The following is a 19,155-nucleotide window of genomic DNA, read 5'->3' on the forward strand; positions in this document are numbered from 1 at the left end:
TTAATATTAGCAACTTTAAAAAACAAATAAAAGCAGACAAGCCTATAATCAAGACTTGTCTGCTTAATATTAAGGTTCTATACTAAATCGGACTGGTGAGAAAATCACTCGTCCGATTTTTTGATATAAAAATAGCGCAATTATCTCTATAATTTAAAGTGACCAAACCCAAATTAAAGGAGATAAGTTGCGCCTATGAATCATTTTATATCAACTACACTGGGAATTAAAGATAAAAATATAGAATTCGATACTAAGGTTGAAGAAAAAGAGTATAAAGGAAAAACGTGTCTATTCTACTTTGGAAAATTGACGTACGTTCCTGAGCACTGTGAAAACTGCGGCTTTAAAAATACCGAGTACTCCATTATAAAAAATGGAATGAAGAATTCCCGTATTACGATACCTAAGGTATCTGAAAGACAAGCCTATTTGAACCTGAAGAAGCAGCGTTTTTACTGTAAGCACTGCTGTACGCACTTCACTGCTGAAACAAAAATAGTTGAGAGACATTGCCATATTTCGGATAATACCCGTTTAGCTGTTTTGCAGAAAGCTACCGAAATCCGTTCTCAAAAATCAATTGCTGAATCGTGTGCTGTCGGGGCTTCTACAGTTGCTCGGATGATAGATAAAGCTGCTTCTCAGATTGCTCAAAAGCCGTTCAGCGCTTTGCCTGAACATTTAATGATGGATGAATTCAAAAGTGTCAAACATGTCAGCCATAATATGAGTTTTATTTATGCTGATGCTGTGTCCCATCGTATCGTAGATATTGTTCCCGATCGCAGATTGGCAGCTCTGAAAACGCACTTTTATCGTTATTCACTAGCTGAAAGACAACGTGTGAAGACGGTATCTATCGATATGTACGAACCTTATATGTCTTTGATCAACGAAGTATTCCCTAATGCCAAAATTATTATAGACCGATTCCATATTGTACAATCATTGAATCGTGCTTTGAATATGACTCGTGTCAGTGTTATGAATACTTTCCGAAATAACGACAGACCGCTTTACAATAAATATAAGCGTTACTGGAAACTGCTTTTGAAACCTTATGAACAATTGGAGATGTTCGAATATAATAAAGTTCCTCTGTTCAAACAATGGAAAACCACCAAAGGAATTGTAGATTTCTTATTGGATTTTGATGATAAATTGTTAAACACGCATCACTATGTCCATCAGCTGCGTTACGCTTTAAAAGAAAATGATGAACAGTTATATACATCAACCATACAGGCAATAACCATGGGAAACATTGCCCCCAAACTTCAAATTTCCATCAGAACACTTAAAAATTATCATGACATGGTACTGAATACTTTGGAATATTCGAATCTGACCAACGGTCCGCTCGAAGGTATTAATAATAAGATCAAACTGATAAAAAGGGTTTCTTTCGGTTATAGAAACTTCACTAATTTGCGCAATCGTATTATTTTATGTACGAGACTTTTTTCCTCGAATCCTAAAAAAGAGATTAAGCAGCTAAAAGCTGCTTAACCTCTATAATTTGAGCCACCAGTCCTATTTGACAGAGAGCCAATATTAATAAATGATTTTTAATTCTGCTTAAAATTAAACTTCTACACTTAAACGTGGAATGAATGTTTCGAAGTGGATACGAGATTTGTCGACACCCAACTCATATAATTCATTAACGATTGATTTTAAGAAAGAAATGCCGCCACAAATATAAATTTGTGTATCATCTGAAACATATGGTTTTAAATCTTCTTTAGTAATATAACCTTCTGCTTCTTTATCGTGTAATGTGTATTCAGCATTATCATATTCTGCTGCAAAGTTTGCTAAACGTTCAGCAAAAGGTACATCTGAGACATTACGTGTGTTATGAATGAATTGTACACTTTCAGCGTCGCCTTCAACTGCAGCTTCGAACATTGATACTAAAGGAGTTACCCCGATACCAGATCCTAAGAATAGTTGCGGTTTGCTTTCTTCATGCAATCTGAACGCACCTACTGGAGCAGTCAGATTAATGTCGTCTCCGACTTTCAATTCATCATGAAGGATAGTTGATACTTCGCCTTCATTATCTTCTGTAACGTCGCGTTTAACTGCAAATGTTAATGTGTCGTTGTCTCCACCAACGATTGAATAGTGACGTTTTGCTCTATACGGTAATTTTTCACTGCTTACATCAACAGTGATATATTGACCTGGAATAAATTGACTTAAATCATATTCATCTGAAGAAACTGTAAATGCTTTAATGTCAGATGCTACATTTTCAATATTTGTAATTTTAAACGGTTGGAAGCCATCCCATAACATATCGCTATACATTTCTTTTTCAACTTCGATAAATACATCGGCAATTTCCCAATAAGCATTAATCCAAGCTTGAATAATTGGATCTTCTTCCTCTAAACCTAAAACTTCCATAATAGCTGCGATTAAATTATCTCCAACAATTTTATAACCAGCTGGAGGTACTTGTAATGCGCAGTGTTTATAAGCAATTTCTCTTACAACAGGCATAATTGAACCTAAATTTTCAATATTTGCTGCTGCAGCTAATACTGTTTGTGCCAAGGCAGTTGATTGCAAACCCTTTTTCTGGTTGGTTTGGTTAAACATGTTACGTAACTCAGGATGTTCATTAAACATTCTATTATAGAAGAATGACGTAATTTCAACACCTTTGTCTTGTAACACTGGTACTGTTTTTGTAATAATATCTTTTTCTTGTTCAGTTAACATTTAACTTCACTCCCTCTTCGACTCAATTTAATCATAATACTGTTTTGTCGATTTATAAACATTTAAATCCTGAGTTCACATAATAGTCAAAAATAACAACATTTTTAGACATATATCTATTACTTTTTATATACTTTTGCCTAACTTTAAAACATTAAGCTGAATATAGTTTCAATTTTTTGTACTATATAAGAGGCCTATCCATCCACACTATTTCGGGTTTTCTGAAAATTTTACGCGTTTTTAATCTAATTTTCATAATTATCATTTAATATTGTATGTATCATAAAGATTAGGTCCATAGTATGATGTGACTTAATAAATAAATCGTTATAGTATATGTATAAACCAAAACGTTAGCCATTGAATTCGGAGGTCGATAAAAATGCACAAACTGTTACAGTCTTTATCAGCACTTGGTGTTTCAGCAACTCTTGTTACACCTAATTTGAATGCTGAAGCTACTGACAACTCTGTACCTGAATTAAAAGGCGTTGAAGATGCTATCATTCAAAAAGGTGAAAATTACAACCTATTGAATGGAGTCAGTGCTTTTGATAAAGAAGACGGCGATTTAACTGATCAAATTAAAGTTAAAGGAAATATTGATACTAATAAAATTGGAAAGTATAAAGTTGAATATCAAGTAATTGACTCAGATGGCGCGAAAGAAATTTCAGAACGTTACATAGAAGTCAAATAATTAGAATAAAAAAATTAATAATAGTTTGTTTTATTTTAAATCCGACGCTATCGCTTACATCCCTTAATTGATAAGGATTCTCAACTATAGCGTCTATTTTTGTGGAAATTGCAATTTATGGCAGTATTCACAAAATGGACACATAATTTTAACAAATCTGTGAAAGCCCGTCAGTCCTAGTGTCTGTTGGGCTTCCTTTTATTTTTTCAAAAAAAGTTTCCTCCACCCACTTGTAAATATCACGTAATATCTTAAAATTATTGTTAAGCCCTACAATTGTAGTATTAGGAGGTCAATAAAGTGTCAAAAATCAAGTCTTTGCTTCTATTGTTTGGCTCGTTGATTTTACTCAGCGGTTGCGAACATATGGAAGTACTTAACCCAAAAGGGCCAATGGCAAGTAGTTTAAAATGGCTGATTATTTATTCAATCATTTTCATGCTTGTTATTGTTGGTGTTGTGTTTGTTCTATTTGCTGTATTTTCTTATAAATACCGTTATTCAAATACCACTGAATCAGGCAAAATTCATCACAGCACATTGTTAGAAACTATTTGGTTTATCGTACCATTCATTATTTTACTTGCTTTGGCTATTCCAACAGTCAAAACATTGTATGATTACGAAAAACCACCTGCTAGCGACAAAGACCCAGTCGTTGTTTATGCAACAAGTGCAGGTTTCAAATGGTTCTTTGCTTATCCAGAGCAAAAAATTGAAACAGTGAATCATTTAACGATTCCTAAAGATCGTCCGGTAGTATTCAAATTGCAATCTATGGATACTATGACAAGTTTCTGGATTCCACAACTTGGCGGTCAAAAATATGCTATGACAGCTATGACAATGGAATGGACTTTAGAAGGTGACAAAGAAGGTACATACCGTGGACGTAACTCTAACTTCAACGGTGAAGGCTTTGCACGTCAAACTTTCCCAGTTCATGTTGTTAATAACTCTGAGTTTAACAAATGGGTAGATAAAGCTAAGAAGAAAGAAACTCTTAAACAAGATACTTTCGACAAACAACTTTTACCTACAACTAAAAACCAAGAGTTGACATTCAGCGGAACACACATGGCATTTGTTGATCCAGCAGCTGATCCAGAATATATCTTCTATGCTTATAAACGTTTCCACTTCACTCCAAAAGATCCAAACTTCTATGATCAAAAAGAAGGCGTTCTAAGCAAACCAGATGCAAAATATCCAGCACGTAAAGCACAAATTACTAACGTAATGTATAACCGTCATGGCATGAAAGAAATGATCTTGCCTAACGACAAACCATATAACAATGAGTTCAAGAAAGAAGAATCTCATAATATGGACGAAATGGAAAAAGCTCACAAAAACTCTAAAGATAAAAAAGCTTCAGAGTTAGAAAAGAAAAATGATGGAGGTGAACATTAATGAATTTCCCATGGAATGAATTACTCGTTCACGGTAACTGGATGATTACAATGGCGCAAATTGGTGCTCCTTTCCTAGTTATTGGTGTCATCGCAGTAATCACATACTTTAAATTGTGGAAATATCTGTACAAAGAGTGGTTTACAACAATTGACCATAAAAAAATCGGTATCATGTACCTGCTTTGTGCAATCTTAATGTTCGTCCGCGGTGGTATTGATGCGTTATTAATGCGTACTCAATTAACAATTCCAAACAATACGTTCTTGGAAGCAAACCACTACAACGAAATTTTCACAACACACGGTGTTATCATGATTATCTTCATGGCAATGCCTTTCATCTTCGGTTTATGGAATGCAGTTATTCCATTGCAAATCGGAGCACGTGACGTAGCCTTCCCTGTTATGAACAATATCAGTTTCTGGTTGTTCGCAGGCGCAATGTTATTATTCAACCTTTCATTTATCGTCGGTGGTTCACCTGCTGCAGGTTGGACAAACTATGCACCGCTTGCTGGTGAGTTCAGTCCTGGTCCTGGTGTTAACTACTACTTACTTGCGATTCAAATCTCAGGTATCGGTACATTAATGACTGGTATTAACTTCTTTGTAACGATTTTAAGAAGTAAATCACCAACAATGAAGTTTATGGAAATGCCAATGTTCACAGTGACAACATTTATCACAGCATTAATCGTAATCTTGGTATTCCCAGTATTTACAGTTACACTAGCGCTTATGACAATTGACCGTATTTTCGGTACACAATTCTTTACAGTTGCACATGGCGGTATGCCGATGTTATGGGCGAACTTCTTCTGGGTATGGGGGCACCCTGAAGTATATATCGTTGTCCTTCCGGCATTCGGTATCTTCTCAGATATCATTCCAACATTTGCACGTAAACACTTATTTGGACATAAGAGTATGATCTGGGCAACAGCTGCTATTTCATTCTTGAGTTTCTTAGTTTGGGTTCACCATTTCTTCACAATGGGTAATGGTGCTTTAATCAACTCATTCTTCTCAATCTCAACAATGTTAATCGCTGTTCCAACGGGTGTTAAAATATTTAACTGGTTAGCCACATTGTATCAAGGTCGGATTACTTTCGAATCACCAATGCTATTCTCATTAGTATTTATCCCAACATTCACTATCGGTGGGGTTACTGGTGTAATGCTTGCGATGGCGTCTACTGACTATCAATACCATAATACGTATTTCTTAGTAGCCCACTTCCACTACACATTAGTTTGTGGTGTTGTATTCGCTTGTTTCGCAGCACTTATCTTCTGGTATCCTAAGATGATGGGTTATAAATTGAATGAGCGTTTAAACAAACCATTCTTCTGGTTATTTGTAATTGGATTCAACGTATGTTTCATGCCTCAATTCATTCTTGGATTAGATGGTATGCCTCGTCGTTTATACACTTACATGCCTTCAGATGGTTGGTTCATGTTAAACGTTATTTCAACAATCGGTGCATTAATGATGGCTGCAAGTGTGTTATTCTTAGTTGCTAACATTATCTACAGTCACTTAAAATCACCACGCATTGCAAGTGGTGACTCTTGGGGTCTTGGACGTACTCTAGAATGGAGTACTGCTTCATCAGTACCACCTGTTTACAACTTCGCTATCATTCCAGATTGGGATGACTTAGACACATTTGTAGACATGAAAAAACAAGGTCGTCATTATTTAGACAACCATAACTATAAAGATATTCATATGCCAAACAACACACCTGTTGGTTTCTTCATGGGTATCTTCATGACAATCGGTGGATTCTTCTTAACATTCGAAACAATCATTCCAGCAATCATCTGCTTAATCGGTGTATTCGGTTGTATGATTTATCGAAGCTTCCAAGAAGATCACGGTTACTATATTCCAGCTTCTGAAGTAGCTGCTACTGAAGCAAAACTACGTGAAGCTCGCGAAAAAGAAAGGGAGGCAGCAAGTCATGCATGATACAAACACTATTGATGCACGTTCGCATGAAGGTAATTTGAACAAGTTTGGCTTCTGGATCTTCCTAACAGCTGAATTTTCTTTATTCGGTACTCTATTTGCAACGTTGCTAATTATGCAACATGCTGGTGATTACGCACACAAATTAACAACTGAATTGTTTGAACTTCCATTAGTATTATTGATGACATTCGCATTATTGATTAGTTCATATACATGCGGTATCGCAATTTACTATATGAGACAGGAAAAACAAAAATTAATGATGATTTGGATGATCATCACAGTTGCGCTTGGTGCTGTCTTCGTCGGATTAGAAATCTACGAATTTGCGCACTATGCTTCTGAAGGTGTAACACCGCAAATCGGTTCTTACTGGTCAAGTTTCTTCATCTTGTTAGGAACTCACGGTGCCCACGTTTCGTTAGGTATCGTCTGGATTATTTGTTTATTAATCCAAGTGGCAACACGTGGACTTAATGAACACAATGCTCCAAAATTATTTATCGTAAGTTTATACTGGCACTTCTTAGATGTTGTATGGATTTTCATCTTTACTGCAGTATATATGATAGGGATGGTGTATAGCGGATGAATACAATCGTAAAACATACAGTCGGCTTTATAGCCTCTATTGTTCTGACACTACTTGCAGTTTTCGTGACTCTTTACACATCATTGACACTCAATGCTAAAATTACAATTATCTTTGGGTTCGCATTCATCCAAGCTGCAGTTCAGTTATTAATGTTCATGCATTTAACTGAAGGTAAAGATGGACAAGCGCAATCATTCAAAGTTATATTCGCCATTATTATTACTCTTATAACTGTAATCGGTTCATACTGGGTAATGGTTGGCGGACACAGTGCACATATGTAATATAAAACTTTATACTACAAGAAAGCACAAAAAAGCTGGTGAGGCATTTGCCCCACCGGCTTTTTTTACATAGAATAGAATATAAGTAATAGTACATATTAATAAATTACAATATTCACTTAGGAGGAATTTATAAATGTCAACACCAATAATAATAGATACAGATCCTGGTATTGATGATGCAGCTGCAATTAGTATTGCATTGAACCACCCTGCTTTAGACTTGAAAATGATTACTACAGTCAATGGAAATGTAAATATCCATAAAACTACAAGCAATGCACTGCAGTTAAAGGCATTTTTCAACAGTGATGTTCCATTACATCAAGGTGCAGCTACGCCTCTTATCAATCAACCTGTAGATGCTGAACACGTACACGGCGAAACAGGGATGGCTGGTTATGAATTCCCAGAGGCCAATTATGATTTATTAGATTCAGATAACGCTGTAAAAGCTATGAAAGATACTTTATTAAATTCAGACGAACCCATTACATTGGTCCCTATAGGTCCATTGACTAATATCGCTTTATTATTGAAAACCTATCCAGAAGTAACTGATTATATTAAGGAGATTATTTTAATGGGTGGTAGTGCTGGTAGAGGAAATGTTACTCCAGCTGCTGAATTCAATATTTATTGTGATCCAGAAGCAGCAGATATTGTTTTTAATGCTCATATCCCAATTACAATGGTCGGTTTAGATGTAGCACGCGGTGCTAGCCTTTCATATGATGCAATAAACGAATTGCAAAGTAATAACGAAACATCAAACATGCTATATCACATGTTCAATCATTATCACGGAGATCAATTTGGTAAAGGTATTGCAGTTTACGATGCTTATACCATTCTATACTTACTTCACCCTGAAAATTTCACAGTAAAAGAAGCAGAAGTAAATATTGAATTGACAGGCACCTACACTAAAGGAGAAACTGTAGTTGATTTTAGCAGCAAAACAACAAATGCTACTGTTGTACTTTCAGTAGATAAATCTAAATTTAAAAATATGCTTTTTGAAGCATTATCATATGCTAAATAAGACACATTTTTAATAAAAGTAACATCATACTATATGCTATAATTACAATACATTAAGAAAAAAAGACACAGGTTGTGAAAATGTTGAATTTAAAAGAAGAACGTCATCAATTCATACTTAATAAAATAAAACAATCCAAAAGTGTATCAGTTAAGGAATTATCAGAAGAAATGCATGTGGTGCCTATGACGATTCGCAGAGATTTAAAAGAACTTGAACAAAAATCTTTGTTAGTCAGAGTACACGGTGGTGCTGTCGATTCTTCTACTTTCTACAATGAATTGGCAAACGAAGAAAAACAACAATTGAATAGTGAAAATAAACGTGTTATTGCTGAGAAAGCAAGTCGACTTATTCAAAACGGCGATATCATTTTCATCGGTTCAGGAACGACAAATGAAGCTATCTATCAATATATTAAAGAAATGAAGCTGCATATTATAACTAATTCGCTCTATATATTTGAACAATATAAGGATATTGAAAATATGGATGTTGTTTTAATTGGCGGTCGGTATCGAAAAAAGACAGGTTCATTTATCGGACATTTAGCTATTTCAATGCTCAAAAATTTACATATTGATAAAGCATTTATTGGAGTAAATGGTATTATAGATGATGAAGCTACTACAGCAAACGAAGAAGAAGGAAATGCTAATGAACTCATCTTGAGTCAATCAACTGAAAAATATTTGGTATCTGATAGTTCAAAATTCAATACACGCGCATTCACCCCCTTCTATAAAGTTAGAGATCTAGATGCAATTATTACTGATAGTGCAATATCATCTGAAGTTGAAGACTATTATAGTAAGCTCACTAAAATTTTATAATTTAATTAGAACATAAACGCACATTTTGAATGTGCGTTTTTTTATGTCTAATTTATGAATAATATGCACCAACACCTTCTATAAAACCTTATACATCAATATATCCGACTATATAAAATTGACATACTTATAAGCAAAGTGTATATTCTATATGAGAACAATTTCAAACATTTTCGAATAGGAGGATTTATTATGTCTATTGTTATTCATAGCGATGCACAATCACAAGAATTAAAAGATTTTATTTTAAAATCATTAGCTGATGCAGATTACGAAATCGAGGATTTATCAGTAAATAGTTCAGCAAAAACAGTTGATGAGATTACTTTTGAGGTTACTAAATATGTTCAAGAACATGAAGGTACTAAAGCCATTATCATTGATAAATACGGTATTGCACCTTTTATTCTTGCTAACAAACAAAAAAATATCATTGCTGCAACTGTTTCTGATGAGCAATCAGCAAAAATGACGCATAGACACAATAATACAAACGTTATCGTTTTAGGCAGTGAAGTCGTTGGTAAACTCAACGCTTTAAACTGTGTTAAAGCATTCTTAAAAGCAGGATACGACGCTGGCCGTCATCAAATCAGAATTGATATGTTGAATTCTTTATGTTAATAGGAGGAAATTGAAATTATGAAAATAGCTATTGGTTGTGACCATATTGTTACTAATATTAAAGCAGAAGTTGCTACTTATTTAAAAAATAACGGACACGAAGTTATTGATGTTGGAACTTACGATTATGTACGTACACACTACCCTATTTATGGAACTCGTATCGGTGAATTAGTCGCTAACGGAGATGTAGATTTTGGTGTTGCTTTATGCGGTACAGGTGTAGGTATTTCCGCTAGTGCAGATAAAGTACCAGGAACTCGTGTAGCACTTGTTCGAGATGCAACAAGCGCACGCTTAGCTAAAAGTGAATATAACTGTAATATTATCGCAGCTGGCGGTATGGTTACAGGTGTAGATTTAATTAAAAACATTGTTGATACATTTGCTGAAACAGAGTATGAACCAACTCCGGAAAAAGAAGCGCTTATTAAAGTAATGAACGAATCTTTAAAACCAGAAGATGTTCATTATTCACATGAGATGTTCGATGGTTACTTGAAAAAATGGGATAACGGAGAATATCACGACTAATGACTTTTAAATTATTAACCGTTACATTAAACCCTGCAATTGACATTAATTATCCTATTAACAACTTTGAAATAAATACTGTACAGCGTGCTTCAGAAGATTATAAATCTGCTGGAGGAAAAGGTATTAATGTTGCGCGGGTAGCTAACGAATTAGGACTATCTGTAACTTGTACTGGTATTATAGGTGGTAAATTCGGTGAATGGCTTACAAATAATTTAGATGAAACGAATATCAACCATGATTTCACTATTTCTCCCGCTTCTACAAGACTCTGTATCGCTATAAATAGTGAAGGTAGTCAAACAGAAATTCTTGAAAGCGGCGCTTTACAGCCAGAAGAAATTCAAACAAGATTTTTAGAGCACTTCAATACTATTGCATCTGATTATGATTTAATCACAATTTCAGGCAGCCTTCCTAAAGGATTCCCTGAAAATTATTACGTTAAATTATTAGAAATCGCACACAAACAAGAGATTCCTGTTTGTTTAGACACTTCTGGCAAAGTACTGAATTACACTGTAATACATTCAACACACTGCCCTCCTCTACTTATTAAACCAAATGATGAGGAGATTAATGAAATTACAAGTGCAGATAATTTAGATTTAGCAAATCAATTATTAGATGAACGCTTAGCTCATATCCCATATATTTTATTATCTTTAGGAAAAAATGGAGCACTTTTGCGTTATAACGAAGAAGTTTACAACGTTGATATTCCAAAAATTGTTGCAGTGAATCCCGTAGGATCTGGAGACAGTAGTCTAGCTGGTTTCAGTTATGGTCTTTCACAAAATAATAACTATGAAGTAGCCGCTAAATTTGCTATGGCAGCAGGAATATCAAATGCATTAGAAGCAAGAACTGGACATGTTGATTTAGATAACTTTAAAAAATATAGTAATCAAATAATTATTGAAAAGGTGGCAAAAACCTCATGACAAAATCCATCAAACCTTTATTAAACGACAAAAACTACATCGCTGCATTAGCAATTGACCAACGTGGTGCTTTAAAACGCTTATTAGGCGAAGATGCTAAAACAGAAGACTTAGAACAATTTAAAGTCCATGTTTCTGAAGAATTAACTCCTTATGCTTCAAGTATCTTACTTGACCCTGAATATGGTTTACCTGCAACTAAAGTTCGTGCTGAAAATGCTGGGTTATTACTTGCTTATGAAAAAAACTGGTTACGATGCATCAGAACCAGGACGTCTTCCTGACTTATTAAATGTTTGGTCTGTTAAACGTCTTAAAGAAGCTGGCGCAGATGCTGTTAAATTACTAGTATATGTAGACATCGACGAAGATAAAGCAATCAATGATCAAAAAGAAGCTTTTGTTGAACGTGTAGGCAGCGAATGTGTTGCTGAAGGTTTACCTTTATTCTTAGAAATCGTTTCTTATGATGCCAACAATGCTGATAGCGGTTCTGAAGAATTTGCAAAAGTTAAAGCACACAAAGTAAATGAAGCAATGAAAAAATATTCTGAACCTCGTTTCAATGTTGATGTATTAAAAGTAGAAGTACCTGTTAACATGAACTTTGTTGAAGGATTTGGTGAAAAAGCATTATTCACTAAAGAAGAAGCTGTTCAAGCCTTTAAAGAACAAGCTGCATCAACAAACTTACCTTATATTTACTTAAGTGCTGGTGTTTCTGCTGATTTATTCCAAAAAACTTTATATTTTGCTAAAGAAGCAGGATCAACTTTCAATGGTGTATTATGTGGACGTGCAACATGGAGAGGCGCTACTGATCATTTTGCCGAAGGTGACGCAGCTGTTCAAGAATGGTTCCGCACTGAAGGTAAATCAAATATCGAAAGTTTAAATAAAGTATTAGACGAAACAGCTACACCAATTAAATAATTACATTCAATAAAATCATTAAAGAAAACCACCAATCATCTACTTGTTTGGTGGTTTTCACTATGTACGATAGATATAACTTAGTGCTATCATAATATTTATAAAACGAACCTTACAAAGAAAAGGATTTTTTGAATGACGATTATTGCACTGACAATTTTTATATTGACCCTTATTTTTATTATATGGCAACCTAAAGGATTAGACATTGGTATTACAGCCATTATAGGAGCGTTACTTGCCTTAATAACAGGTGTAGTTTCTATTCATGATTTAGGTGAAGTAACGCAAATTGTCTGGAACGCCACCCTCACTTTTGTTGCATTAATTATCATTTCTCTAATACTAGATAAAATCGGCTTTTTTGAATGGGCAGCACTGCACATGGTACGCGCTTCTAAAGGTAATGGCGTACGCATGTTTATTTATATCGTACTTTTAGGTGCGTTAATAGCTGCTTTATTTGCTAATGACGGTGCAGCTTTGATACTAACACCAATCGTTCTTGCAATGGTAAGACATCTTAAATTCAATAAAAAGCATGTCTTCCCGTTCATTATTGCTTGTGGTTTTATTGCAGACACAACATCATTACCATTAATTGTAAGTAACTTAGTTAATATTGTATCTGCCGACTTCTTCAACATTAATTTCATTGAATATTTTTTCAGAATGATTATTCCTAACCTCTTTTCTTTGATTGCGAGTATATTGATTTTATTTCTTTATTTTAGAAAAAGCATTCCTAAAACTGTAGATATTTCAAAGTTAACTTCGCCAGAACATGCGATTAAAGATTTTCGATTGTTTAAAATATCATGGTTCGTTATTATTATTTTGCTTACTGGTTACTTTATTAGCGAATTCTCCGGCATACCTGTTTCAATCATTGCAGGTGTTATCGCATTGATTTTTCTTTTATTAGCTAATAAGTCAGAAGCTGTACATACTAAAGAAGTTATTAAAGGCGCACCGTGGAATATTGTTGTATTTTCTATTGGGATGTATCTTGTTGTTTTCGGGCTGAAAAATGTAGGGATTACGACATTATTATCAGAAATCATTACCCAAATTTCACACTTGGGATTATTTTCAAGTGTCATCGGCATGGGTTTTTTATCTGCAATTTTATCTGCAATTATGAATAATATGCCTACAGTCATGATAGATGCTATATCTATTAACCAAGCACAGGTTTCTGGTTTAATTAAAGAAGCGCTTATATACGCAAATATTATCGGTGCTGACTTAGGGCCTAAACTTACTCCTATCGGTTCTCTAGCAACTTTATTATGGCTTCACGTACTTTCGCAAAAAGGCATGAAAATTTCTTGGGGTGTTTATTTTAAAACTGGCATTATCATTACGATACCTGTCTTATTTGCGACATTGTTAGGATTATATATATCAATGTTATTATTTTAAATAAGGAGTTTCTAAATGACTAAAAAGAAAATTTATTTTATTTGTACCGGAAACGCATGTCGAAGCCAGATAGCTGAAGGCTATGCTAAAAATATATTAGGAGAAAATTGGAACGTTTATTCAGGTGGAATTGAGTCCCACGGTGTCAATCCATTAGCAATCGAAGCAATGAAAGAAGACGGCATTGATATCAGTCATCAAACTTCTGATAAAATTACTGAACAAGATTTAAACTCAGCTGACCTCGTCATTACACTATGCGATCATGCTGATAAAAATTGCCCAATCATTTCTTCAAATGTAAGAAAAGCACATTGGGGGTTTGAAGACCCAGCAGGAAAAGATTGGTCAAAATTCCAAGAAGTGAGAGATAATATTAAAAAACGCATTCAATATTTTAAAGAAACTGAACGTTAACAAATAAAGCCTCGGCAATGCCGAGGCTTTAAACATTAATATTATTTCCCATAAATATCTAATGAAAGTGCTTTATACCATTTTGCACTATCTTTGATATAACGTTTTTGTGTTTCGAAATCAATGTAGAATAATCCGTAACGTTTATTATATCCATTTGACCAACTGAACATATCTTGTAATGACCAAACAAAGTATCCTTTGACATTAACGCCATCAACATACGCACGTTCAATCGCATCAATGTGTTGACTAATATAGTCAATACGATCTTCATCATGAACTTCTCCATTTTCTTCTAAAACATCTTTATAACCTAAACCATTTTCAGTGATATAGATTTTTTTGTAATTTGGATAATCATTTTTAATACGTAAAATCATATCATATAAACCTTGTGGATAAATGTACCAATCCCAGTCATTTGTCGGAATAGCTTCATTTTTAACTACTTCACCAATACCTTTAACTCGGAAAACAGAAGTTCCCTTGTCACCAGTACCATTATGATGAATATAGCTTTCTTGATTATGATATTTAATCCAGTTACTTTGATAATAATTAATTCCTAAGAAATCAAGTTGTGGAGCTGCTTTACGCATTTCTTCTAACTCTTCTTCACGGATATCTAATTTTTCAAATTCGTCTCCTAAGATTTCACGAACTACTGTTAATTTTTCAGGAGTATAGTAACCCAAGAAAGTTCCATCTAACATGAAACCATTCATGAATATATCATGTTTATATGCAGCAATTTGATTCAATGGTTGATTATCAATGCTGTAAAATTGTGTTAATGCGTGAATTAAACCGATTTCCCCTTCATAACCTTTAGATTTGAAAAGGTTAACCACTCGGCTATGAGCTACAATTTGGTTATGTTGTGCTTGAAGACATTTTAAAGTATTGTATTGTTCACCAGGCGGGAATGCACCTGTAATATATTGTCCTTGAACATAAGCAATAGGTTCGTTGATAGTCATCCAATGTTTTACAATATCATGATATTCATCAAATACTAACTCAGCAAATCTATCAAATGCATCAAGTTGCGCCTTGTTTAGCCAGTCTCCTTTTTCAAAAAGTGTTTCTGGTGTATCAAAGTGGTGTAACGTCACATAAGGTTCGACGCCATATTTATGACAAGTTTCAAAAACATTTCTATAGTATTCTATTCCTTTTTGATTAACTTCTCCTGTTCCATCAGGTATAATTCTAGACCATGCTACTGAAATACGGATACCTTTAATACCATATTCTGAAGCTAAGCGAATATCTTCTTCATAACGATTGTAGAAATCACTTGCTGGATCTGGAGAAAATCTTCCTTGTTTTTCTAAAAATCCGTCCCATAAAACTCTACCTTTTCCGTCAACAGTACTAGAACCTTCAACTTGATACGCAGCAGTTGCCGCACCTAATACAAAGTCTTTAGGCAATTTACTCATTATATATGTCTCCTTTTTTAATTAGAATCTTCAATATGATGATTTCACACACAAATGGTGCCCCTTACCGCTTATGCAAGTTCATGATGTCGTGGGTAATGCAGTAAGGGGCAATGTGTGTACTTTCCTTTTATTATTTGTTGTTTTCGTTGATTTTTTCGAAAATCAATTTCATTGCGCCTTCTCCATCTCGAGTTAAGCCAATGTATTGTTTACCAGTCGTTGGTACTAAAACAGCACCGTATTGATCTGTGTATTTTCTCATTTCGTCTTTCATTGCATCCATTTGAGGTGCAAGAATTACAATATCCATATCTTTTATTAAATCCATATCCTGACCATATGCACGTGCTGTTGCTTCTAATGAAATATCATTATCTTTAGCATATTTGTTTAAGCTGTTTGCTAAGATACCACTTGTTCCACCACCAGCACACACAACTAAAACGTTTGTATGTTCACGTGAATTGTAATCAGGAGTATTTTCTTCTACTTCTACAGGTGCAGTTGCAGCAGCGCCTGCTTCAGCACCAGCAACAGCTACTCCGCTTGCTTTCGCTAATTCGATTTCGCGTTCTTCATCTAATTTCAATTTGTCATACGCTTTTACAAATGGGAACCAAATTGAAAAGTCTAAAACTAAGATTATGGCAATTAATAATAGTGATAATACTGAGAAGTTTGATGCCATATAGATACCAATTGGACCTGGAGTCGGCCATGGTAAGAAGTGCATAAATCCGTTCATTCCTAAATTATCTACGAAGAATTTTAAAACCCATGAGTTTAAAATAGGTGTAATAATGAACGGAATCATAAATACCGGGTTCAAGATAATTGGTGCACCAAATAATAAAGGCTCATTTACTGCGAAGGTTGTCGGGATAAAGGATGCTTTACCGACCGCCTTCAGCTCCGGCGATTTACACAGCAACATGAACATATAAGGAACTAATAAAGTGATAAGCGTTCCAATGTTTATATGTATAAAAAAAGCCCACCTATTATTTAGGTGGGTAAATTATGTATAAAAAGTACACAAAACTGTATTATTGGAGGGAGTGTAGTGTAAGTTTTAACGCTTCGTATAATTGGGGTGTGAATGATACAGATTTATATGTGTACTAATGATAATTATAGAGCTAATGATTTTTACAGTCAAATTTTACTTTTTATAAGTTCTATATCAATCTTGACTTTAAAACACAAAAAGAGGACTGCTCAGCCAAGCAATCCTCAAATGGATGGACATTATCCATTACTCACACTTCAATTATAACTTAACTTATTGTTCCCCACAATGGACCTACCGAATGATTAGGTGGAGCTTGTCCATTCCATGTACGAATTGGTAAATAATATCTTTTTCCTTTCCAATCATAACTAATCCATACATGACCATCTTGCAGCATAACTTCATCATAAGTTGGTGTATATCCATGTGGTTGGAAGTCGTAAGCATACGGACAACTTCTGAATGGACCAACAGTTCTAGCGATTATTGGCTGATTTCCATTTACGAACACTGCCTCCTCACTCATATACCAAGTGCCATAACTATTACGTTTCCATGCCCCAGCTACGGTTGACTTAGTATTACTTGCAGAACTTGAGTTTTTAGACACAGTAGCTGTCGGTACCTTACCTGCTTGATAAGCTCTTATTTGCTTAATGAAGTAGTCTTTAAGTTTGAGTTTAATTCCTTGTGAAGGTACACCTTGTGTCACTGGATCGAAGCCAGTATGGAGCTTCATACTTCGATGAGGGCATGAAGTCTGTGAAAATTCCATATGAAGTCTCACTGTATTTCTATTAGCTTTTAATCCCCATTTATTCAACAGTCTTGCTGCTTCTTGGAAAGCTGCCTGCTCATTGGCAAGGAACATTTTATCACTTGCACCAATTGACTGACATATTTCAATACCATACGAATTTTTGTTACCATTCTGATTAGCTGTATGCCACGCTATACGACTTTCTGGCAGCGCTTGGTATACTGTGTTTCCACTTATATATGAATGAGCTACACCAGCCTCTAAACGTGATAAAGGAGCGTTCACTAAACCACGATGATATGCTTCTGCTGTAGCACCAACACTTCCTGCATCATTGTGTAGCGTTATTGATGTTGGTTTATATCCACGATTAGGTAGGCGATAACCTCTTACTTCGTCACGAATATAACTTAATTTCTTCATTTTCTTTTTAGCTGCCGGTTGCTTCTTGGCAGTAGCTTTTGTAGCAGATTGTGGTGAAGATTTTTCTACACTCTCTTTTTTTGCGTTCTCTGGTTTGAAGTTTGGACGAATGAACCACATTGGGAAATCATATTTATGTTTACGTTTGGTTACCTTTTCCCAACCAGTGCCGTGCCAAATATCGCCACTTGTCCAGCCGCCGCCAAGCCAGTTTTGTTCTTGCACCCAAATGTAGTCGAGTGTTGCTGACGTTACCCAATCAACGTGACCATAACCACCACCATATTTGTTGTTAAATACAACTAAATCGCCTGTTTTAGCAAGAAACTCCGGTGTGTTTTGGTAGACAACAGCTTCGCCTTTAAAATTATTATCGAAAGGAATATTCACAGCACCCTCGCCTTTCAAACTGTGTCCAAACAACTCTATCCACCCAGCGTTTGCATAATCGAAACATTGGAATGCCGCATAGCCATCTGTGTCATACTGCTTTCCGTTCGATTCATTAAGCCACTTTTTAAATTGATTGTAGGTCATCTTAGCTGTCATTCTTTTTCACCTTCCTTCAACACTTCATCATCGTGGTATCTGCTTGCACCACGTGGTAATTCTTCATCATATTCATATTCTGCAACATCGAAAACAACTTCGTCACTATCATCAGTAAATGGCTGTGATGTGTCGAATTCTTGAGGAGTCAATTCTTTTCGTTCTGGTGTAACGCTATCATCGTCAACTGTTTTCTGATACTCAACTGGGTCAACATTTTCATCACGCGGATTTGTATAAGTCTGTACAATACCACTGTCTTTTATTCCTTTCGTTGTAGGATCTTGTATTACTCCGAATGCGACTAATACAGCAAGTAATCCATTAACGCCATTACTAAATTGTTCTAACTGACTTGTGTAATCTACCCCGATAGCTTGTGTTACATTATTAATAAAAAGAATAACTGCCGATAAGATAGCTACCCAGAATGTTTTGCTTTTGAAACGCACTTTCCAATTTATACTCTTCATTTAAAAACCTCCA

The 19,155-nt window shown here is 35.0% G+C and carries 20 protein-coding genes; 15 read left to right on the top strand and 5 right to left on the bottom strand.

The features are described 5' to 3' along the window. The first annotated feature begins 195 nt into the window (after nucleotides 1–195). A complete protein-coding gene (locus A4G25_RS04280; RefSeq protein WP_063164607.1) occupies nucleotides 196–1,512 on the top strand; it encodes an ISL3 family transposase in 1,317 nt (438 codons plus the stop codon). A 75-nt stretch (nucleotides 1,513–1,587) separates the two neighbouring features. On the opposite strand, the gene A4G25_RS04285 is transcribed toward A4G25_RS04280, so the two are convergent. Beyond that, the gene (locus A4G25_RS04285) at nucleotides 1,588–2,736 is read right to left on the bottom strand and encodes a globin domain-containing protein (RefSeq protein WP_047132933.1); all 1,149 of its coding nucleotides are present in this window, start codon (nucleotides 2,734–2,736) and stop codon (nucleotides 1,588–1,590) included. A 385-nt stretch (nucleotides 2,737–3,121) separates the two neighbouring features. On the opposite strand from A4G25_RS04285, the gene A4G25_RS04290 reads away from it, so the two are divergent. From A4G25_RS04290 to arsC, 14 genes are all read left to right on the top strand, one after another. Continuing rightward, nucleotides 3,122–3,439 carry a DUF5011 domain-containing protein gene (locus A4G25_RS04290; protein WP_047132932.1) on the top strand — a complete coding sequence of 106 codons (318 nt, stop codon included), beginning with the start codon at nucleotides 3,122–3,124 and terminating at the stop codon, nucleotides 3,437–3,439. A gap of 300 nt (nucleotides 3,440–3,739) precedes the next feature. After that, entirely contained in the window at nucleotides 3,740–4,852 is a 1,113-nt protein-coding gene (gene qoxA, locus A4G25_RS04295; protein ID WP_047132931.1) for a cytochrome aa3 quinol oxidase subunit II, read from the top strand. Beyond that, complete coding sequence (qoxB, locus tag A4G25_RS04300; protein WP_047132930.1) at nucleotides 4,852–6,834, top strand: cytochrome aa3 quinol oxidase subunit I; 1,983 nt, start codon at nucleotides 4,852–4,854, stop codon at nucleotides 6,832–6,834. The genes qoxA and qoxB overlap by 1 nt, the downstream gene beginning before the upstream one ends. After that, nucleotides 6,827–7,429, top strand: coding sequence for a cytochrome aa3 quinol oxidase subunit III (qoxC, locus tag A4G25_RS04305; protein WP_047132929.1), 603 nt, complete (start codon nucleotides 6,827–6,829; stop codon nucleotides 7,427–7,429). The genes qoxB and qoxC overlap by 8 nt, the downstream gene beginning before the upstream one ends. Further along, nucleotides 7,426–7,716 carry a cytochrome aa3 quinol oxidase subunit IV gene (qoxD, locus tag A4G25_RS04310; RefSeq protein WP_047132928.1) on the top strand — a complete coding sequence of 97 codons (291 nt, stop codon included), beginning with the start codon at nucleotides 7,426–7,428 and terminating at the stop codon, nucleotides 7,714–7,716. The genes qoxC and qoxD overlap by 4 nt, the downstream gene beginning before the upstream one ends. A 136-nt stretch (nucleotides 7,717–7,852) precedes the next feature. Beyond that, nucleotides 7,853–8,761 (top strand): ribonucleoside hydrolase RihC, encoded by a 909-nt coding sequence (gene rihC / locus A4G25_RS04315; RefSeq protein WP_047132927.1) that lies wholly within the window; start codon nucleotides 7,853–7,855, stop codon nucleotides 8,759–8,761. Between the two features lie 80 nt (nucleotides 8,762–8,841). Then, entirely contained in the window at nucleotides 8,842–9,594 is a 753-nt protein-coding gene (locus tag A4G25_RS04320) for a DeoR/GlpR family DNA-binding transcription regulator (RefSeq protein ID WP_047132926.1), read from the top strand. A 192-nt stretch (nucleotides 9,595–9,786) separates the two neighbouring features. Beyond that, nucleotides 9,787–10,218: an RpiB/LacA/LacB family sugar-phosphate isomerase gene (locus A4G25_RS04325; protein ID WP_047132925.1), complete on the top strand. Its 432-nt coding sequence runs from the start codon at nucleotides 9,787–9,789 to the stop codon at nucleotides 10,216–10,218. A gap of 18 nt (nucleotides 10,219–10,236) precedes the next feature. Then, the gene (gene lacB / locus A4G25_RS04330) at nucleotides 10,237–10,752 is read left to right on the top strand and encodes a galactose-6-phosphate isomerase subunit LacB (RefSeq protein ID WP_047132924.1); all 516 of its coding nucleotides are present in this window, start codon (nucleotides 10,237–10,239) and stop codon (nucleotides 10,750–10,752) included. Next, nucleotides 10,752–11,699 (top strand): 1-phosphofructokinase family hexose kinase, encoded by a 948-nt coding sequence (locus A4G25_RS04335; RefSeq protein ID WP_047132923.1) that lies wholly within the window; start codon nucleotides 10,752–10,754, stop codon nucleotides 11,697–11,699. Before lacB ends, A4G25_RS04335 begins: the two co-directional genes overlap by 1 nt. Next, nucleotides 11,696–11,983 (top strand): beta/alpha barrel domain-containing protein, encoded by a 288-nt coding sequence (locus A4G25_RS13300; RefSeq protein WP_236590711.1) that lies wholly within the window; start codon nucleotides 11,696–11,698, stop codon nucleotides 11,981–11,983. The genes A4G25_RS04335 and A4G25_RS13300 overlap by 4 nt, the downstream gene beginning before the upstream one ends. Further along, nucleotides 11,937–12,632, top strand: a complete 696-nt coding sequence (locus A4G25_RS04340; RefSeq protein WP_236590710.1) for a tagatose 1,6-diphosphate aldolase — start codon at nucleotides 11,937–11,939, stop codon at nucleotides 12,630–12,632. Before A4G25_RS13300 ends, A4G25_RS04340 begins: the two co-directional genes overlap by 47 nt. Before the next feature lie 135 nt (nucleotides 12,633–12,767). Beyond that, on the top strand, nucleotides 12,768–14,057 hold the full coding sequence (arsB, locus tag A4G25_RS04345) for an arsenite efflux transporter membrane subunit ArsB (RefSeq protein WP_047132922.1): 1,290 nt from the start codon (nucleotides 12,768–12,770) through the stop codon (nucleotides 14,055–14,057). 15 nt (nucleotides 14,058–14,072) lie between these two features. Beyond that, nucleotides 14,073–14,474 carry an arsenate reductase (thioredoxin) gene (arsC, locus tag A4G25_RS04350; RefSeq protein ID WP_047132921.1) on the top strand — a complete coding sequence of 134 codons (402 nt, stop codon included), beginning with the start codon at nucleotides 14,073–14,075 and terminating at the stop codon, nucleotides 14,472–14,474. Nucleotides 14,475–14,515: 41 nt separating this feature from the next. Here the strand turns inward: arsC and lacG are convergent, their stop codons facing one another. The 4 genes from lacG to A4G25_RS04370 all read right to left on the bottom strand — a co-directional run bounded on the left by lacG (nucleotide 14,516) and on the right by A4G25_RS04370 (nucleotide 19,142). Next, a complete protein-coding gene (gene lacG, locus A4G25_RS04355; protein WP_047132920.1) occupies nucleotides 14,516–15,922 on the bottom strand; it encodes a 6-phospho-beta-galactosidase in 1,407 nt (468 codons plus the stop codon). A 133-nt stretch (nucleotides 15,923–16,055) separates the two neighbouring features. Then, the gene (locus A4G25_RS04360; protein WP_232011928.1) at nucleotides 16,056–16,865 is read right to left on the bottom strand and encodes a PTS lactose transporter subunit IIBC; all 810 of its coding nucleotides are present in this window, start codon (nucleotides 16,863–16,865) and stop codon (nucleotides 16,056–16,058) included. A gap of 337 nt (nucleotides 16,866–17,202) precedes the next feature. Continuing rightward, nucleotides 17,203–18,669: an SH3 domain-containing protein gene (locus A4G25_RS04365; protein WP_063164616.1), complete on the bottom strand. Its 1,467-nt coding sequence runs from the start codon at nucleotides 18,667–18,669 to the stop codon at nucleotides 17,203–17,205. Beyond that, nucleotides 18,666–19,142, bottom strand: a complete 477-nt coding sequence (locus A4G25_RS04370) for a phage holin (protein WP_047133038.1) — start codon at nucleotides 19,140–19,142, stop codon at nucleotides 18,666–18,668. The genes A4G25_RS04365 and A4G25_RS04370 overlap by 4 nt, the downstream gene beginning before the upstream one ends. Between the last annotated feature and the right edge of the window lie 13 nt (nucleotides 19,143–19,155).

This window comes from Staphylococcus condimenti (genome assembly GCF_001618885.1).
Lineage (GTDB): Bacteria > Bacillota > Bacilli > Staphylococcales > Staphylococcaceae > Staphylococcus > Staphylococcus condimenti.

Coding starts and splice junctions, on each gene's coding strand:
- A4G25_RS04285 (WP_047132933.1), bottom strand. CDS start 2,736: ATGTTAACTGAACAAGAAAAAGATATTATTACAAAAACAGTACCAGTG.
- A4G25_RS04335 (WP_047132923.1), top strand. CDS start 10,752: ATGACTTTTAAATTATTAACCGTTACATTAAACCCTGCAATTGACATT.
- arsB (WP_047132922.1), top strand. CDS start 12,768: ATGACGATTATTGCACTGACAATTTTTATATTGACCCTTATTTTTATT.
- qoxB (WP_047132930.1), top strand. CDS start 4,852: ATGAATTTCCCATGGAATGAATTACTCGTTCACGGTAACTGGATGATT.
- lacG (WP_047132920.1), bottom strand. CDS start 15,922: ATGAGTAAATTGCCTAAAGACTTTGTATTAGGTGCGGCAACTGCTGCG.
- A4G25_RS04280 (WP_063164607.1), top strand. CDS start 196: ATGAATCATTTTATATCAACTACACTGGGAATTAAAGATAAAAATATA.
- arsC (WP_047132921.1), top strand. CDS start 14,073: ATGACTAAAAAGAAAATTTATTTTATTTGTACCGGAAACGCATGTCGA.
- qoxD (WP_047132928.1), top strand. CDS start 7,426: ATGAATACAATCGTAAAACATACAGTCGGCTTTATAGCCTCTATTGTT.
- A4G25_RS04325 (WP_047132925.1), top strand. CDS start 9,787: ATGTCTATTGTTATTCATAGCGATGCACAATCACAAGAATTAAAAGAT.
- A4G25_RS13300 (WP_236590711.1), top strand. CDS start 11,696: ATGACAAAATCCATCAAACCTTTATTAAACGACAAAAACTACATCGCT.
- A4G25_RS04365 (WP_063164616.1), bottom strand. CDS start 18,669: ATGACAGCTAAGATGACCTACAATCAATTTAAAAAGTGGCTTAATGAA.
- A4G25_RS04360 (WP_232011928.1), bottom strand. CDS start 16,865: ATGTTCATGTTGCTGTGTAAATCGCCGGAGCTGAAGGCGGTCGGTAAA.
- A4G25_RS04370 (WP_047133038.1), bottom strand. CDS start 19,142: ATGAAGAGTATAAATTGGAAAGTGCGTTTCAAAAGCAAAACATTCTGG.
- A4G25_RS04290 (WP_047132932.1), top strand. CDS start 3,122: ATGCACAAACTGTTACAGTCTTTATCAGCACTTGGTGTTTCAGCAACT.
- qoxC (WP_047132929.1), top strand. CDS start 6,827: ATGCATGATACAAACACTATTGATGCACGTTCGCATGAAGGTAATTTG.
- rihC (WP_047132927.1), top strand. CDS start 7,853: ATGTCAACACCAATAATAATAGATACAGATCCTGGTATTGATGATGCA.
- A4G25_RS04320 (WP_047132926.1), top strand. CDS start 8,842: ATGTTGAATTTAAAAGAAGAACGTCATCAATTCATACTTAATAAAATA.
- A4G25_RS04340 (WP_236590710.1), top strand. CDS start 11,937: ATGAAAAAAACTGGTTACGATGCATCAGAACCAGGACGTCTTCCTGAC.
- lacB (WP_047132924.1), top strand. CDS start 10,237: ATGAAAATAGCTATTGGTTGTGACCATATTGTTACTAATATTAAAGCA.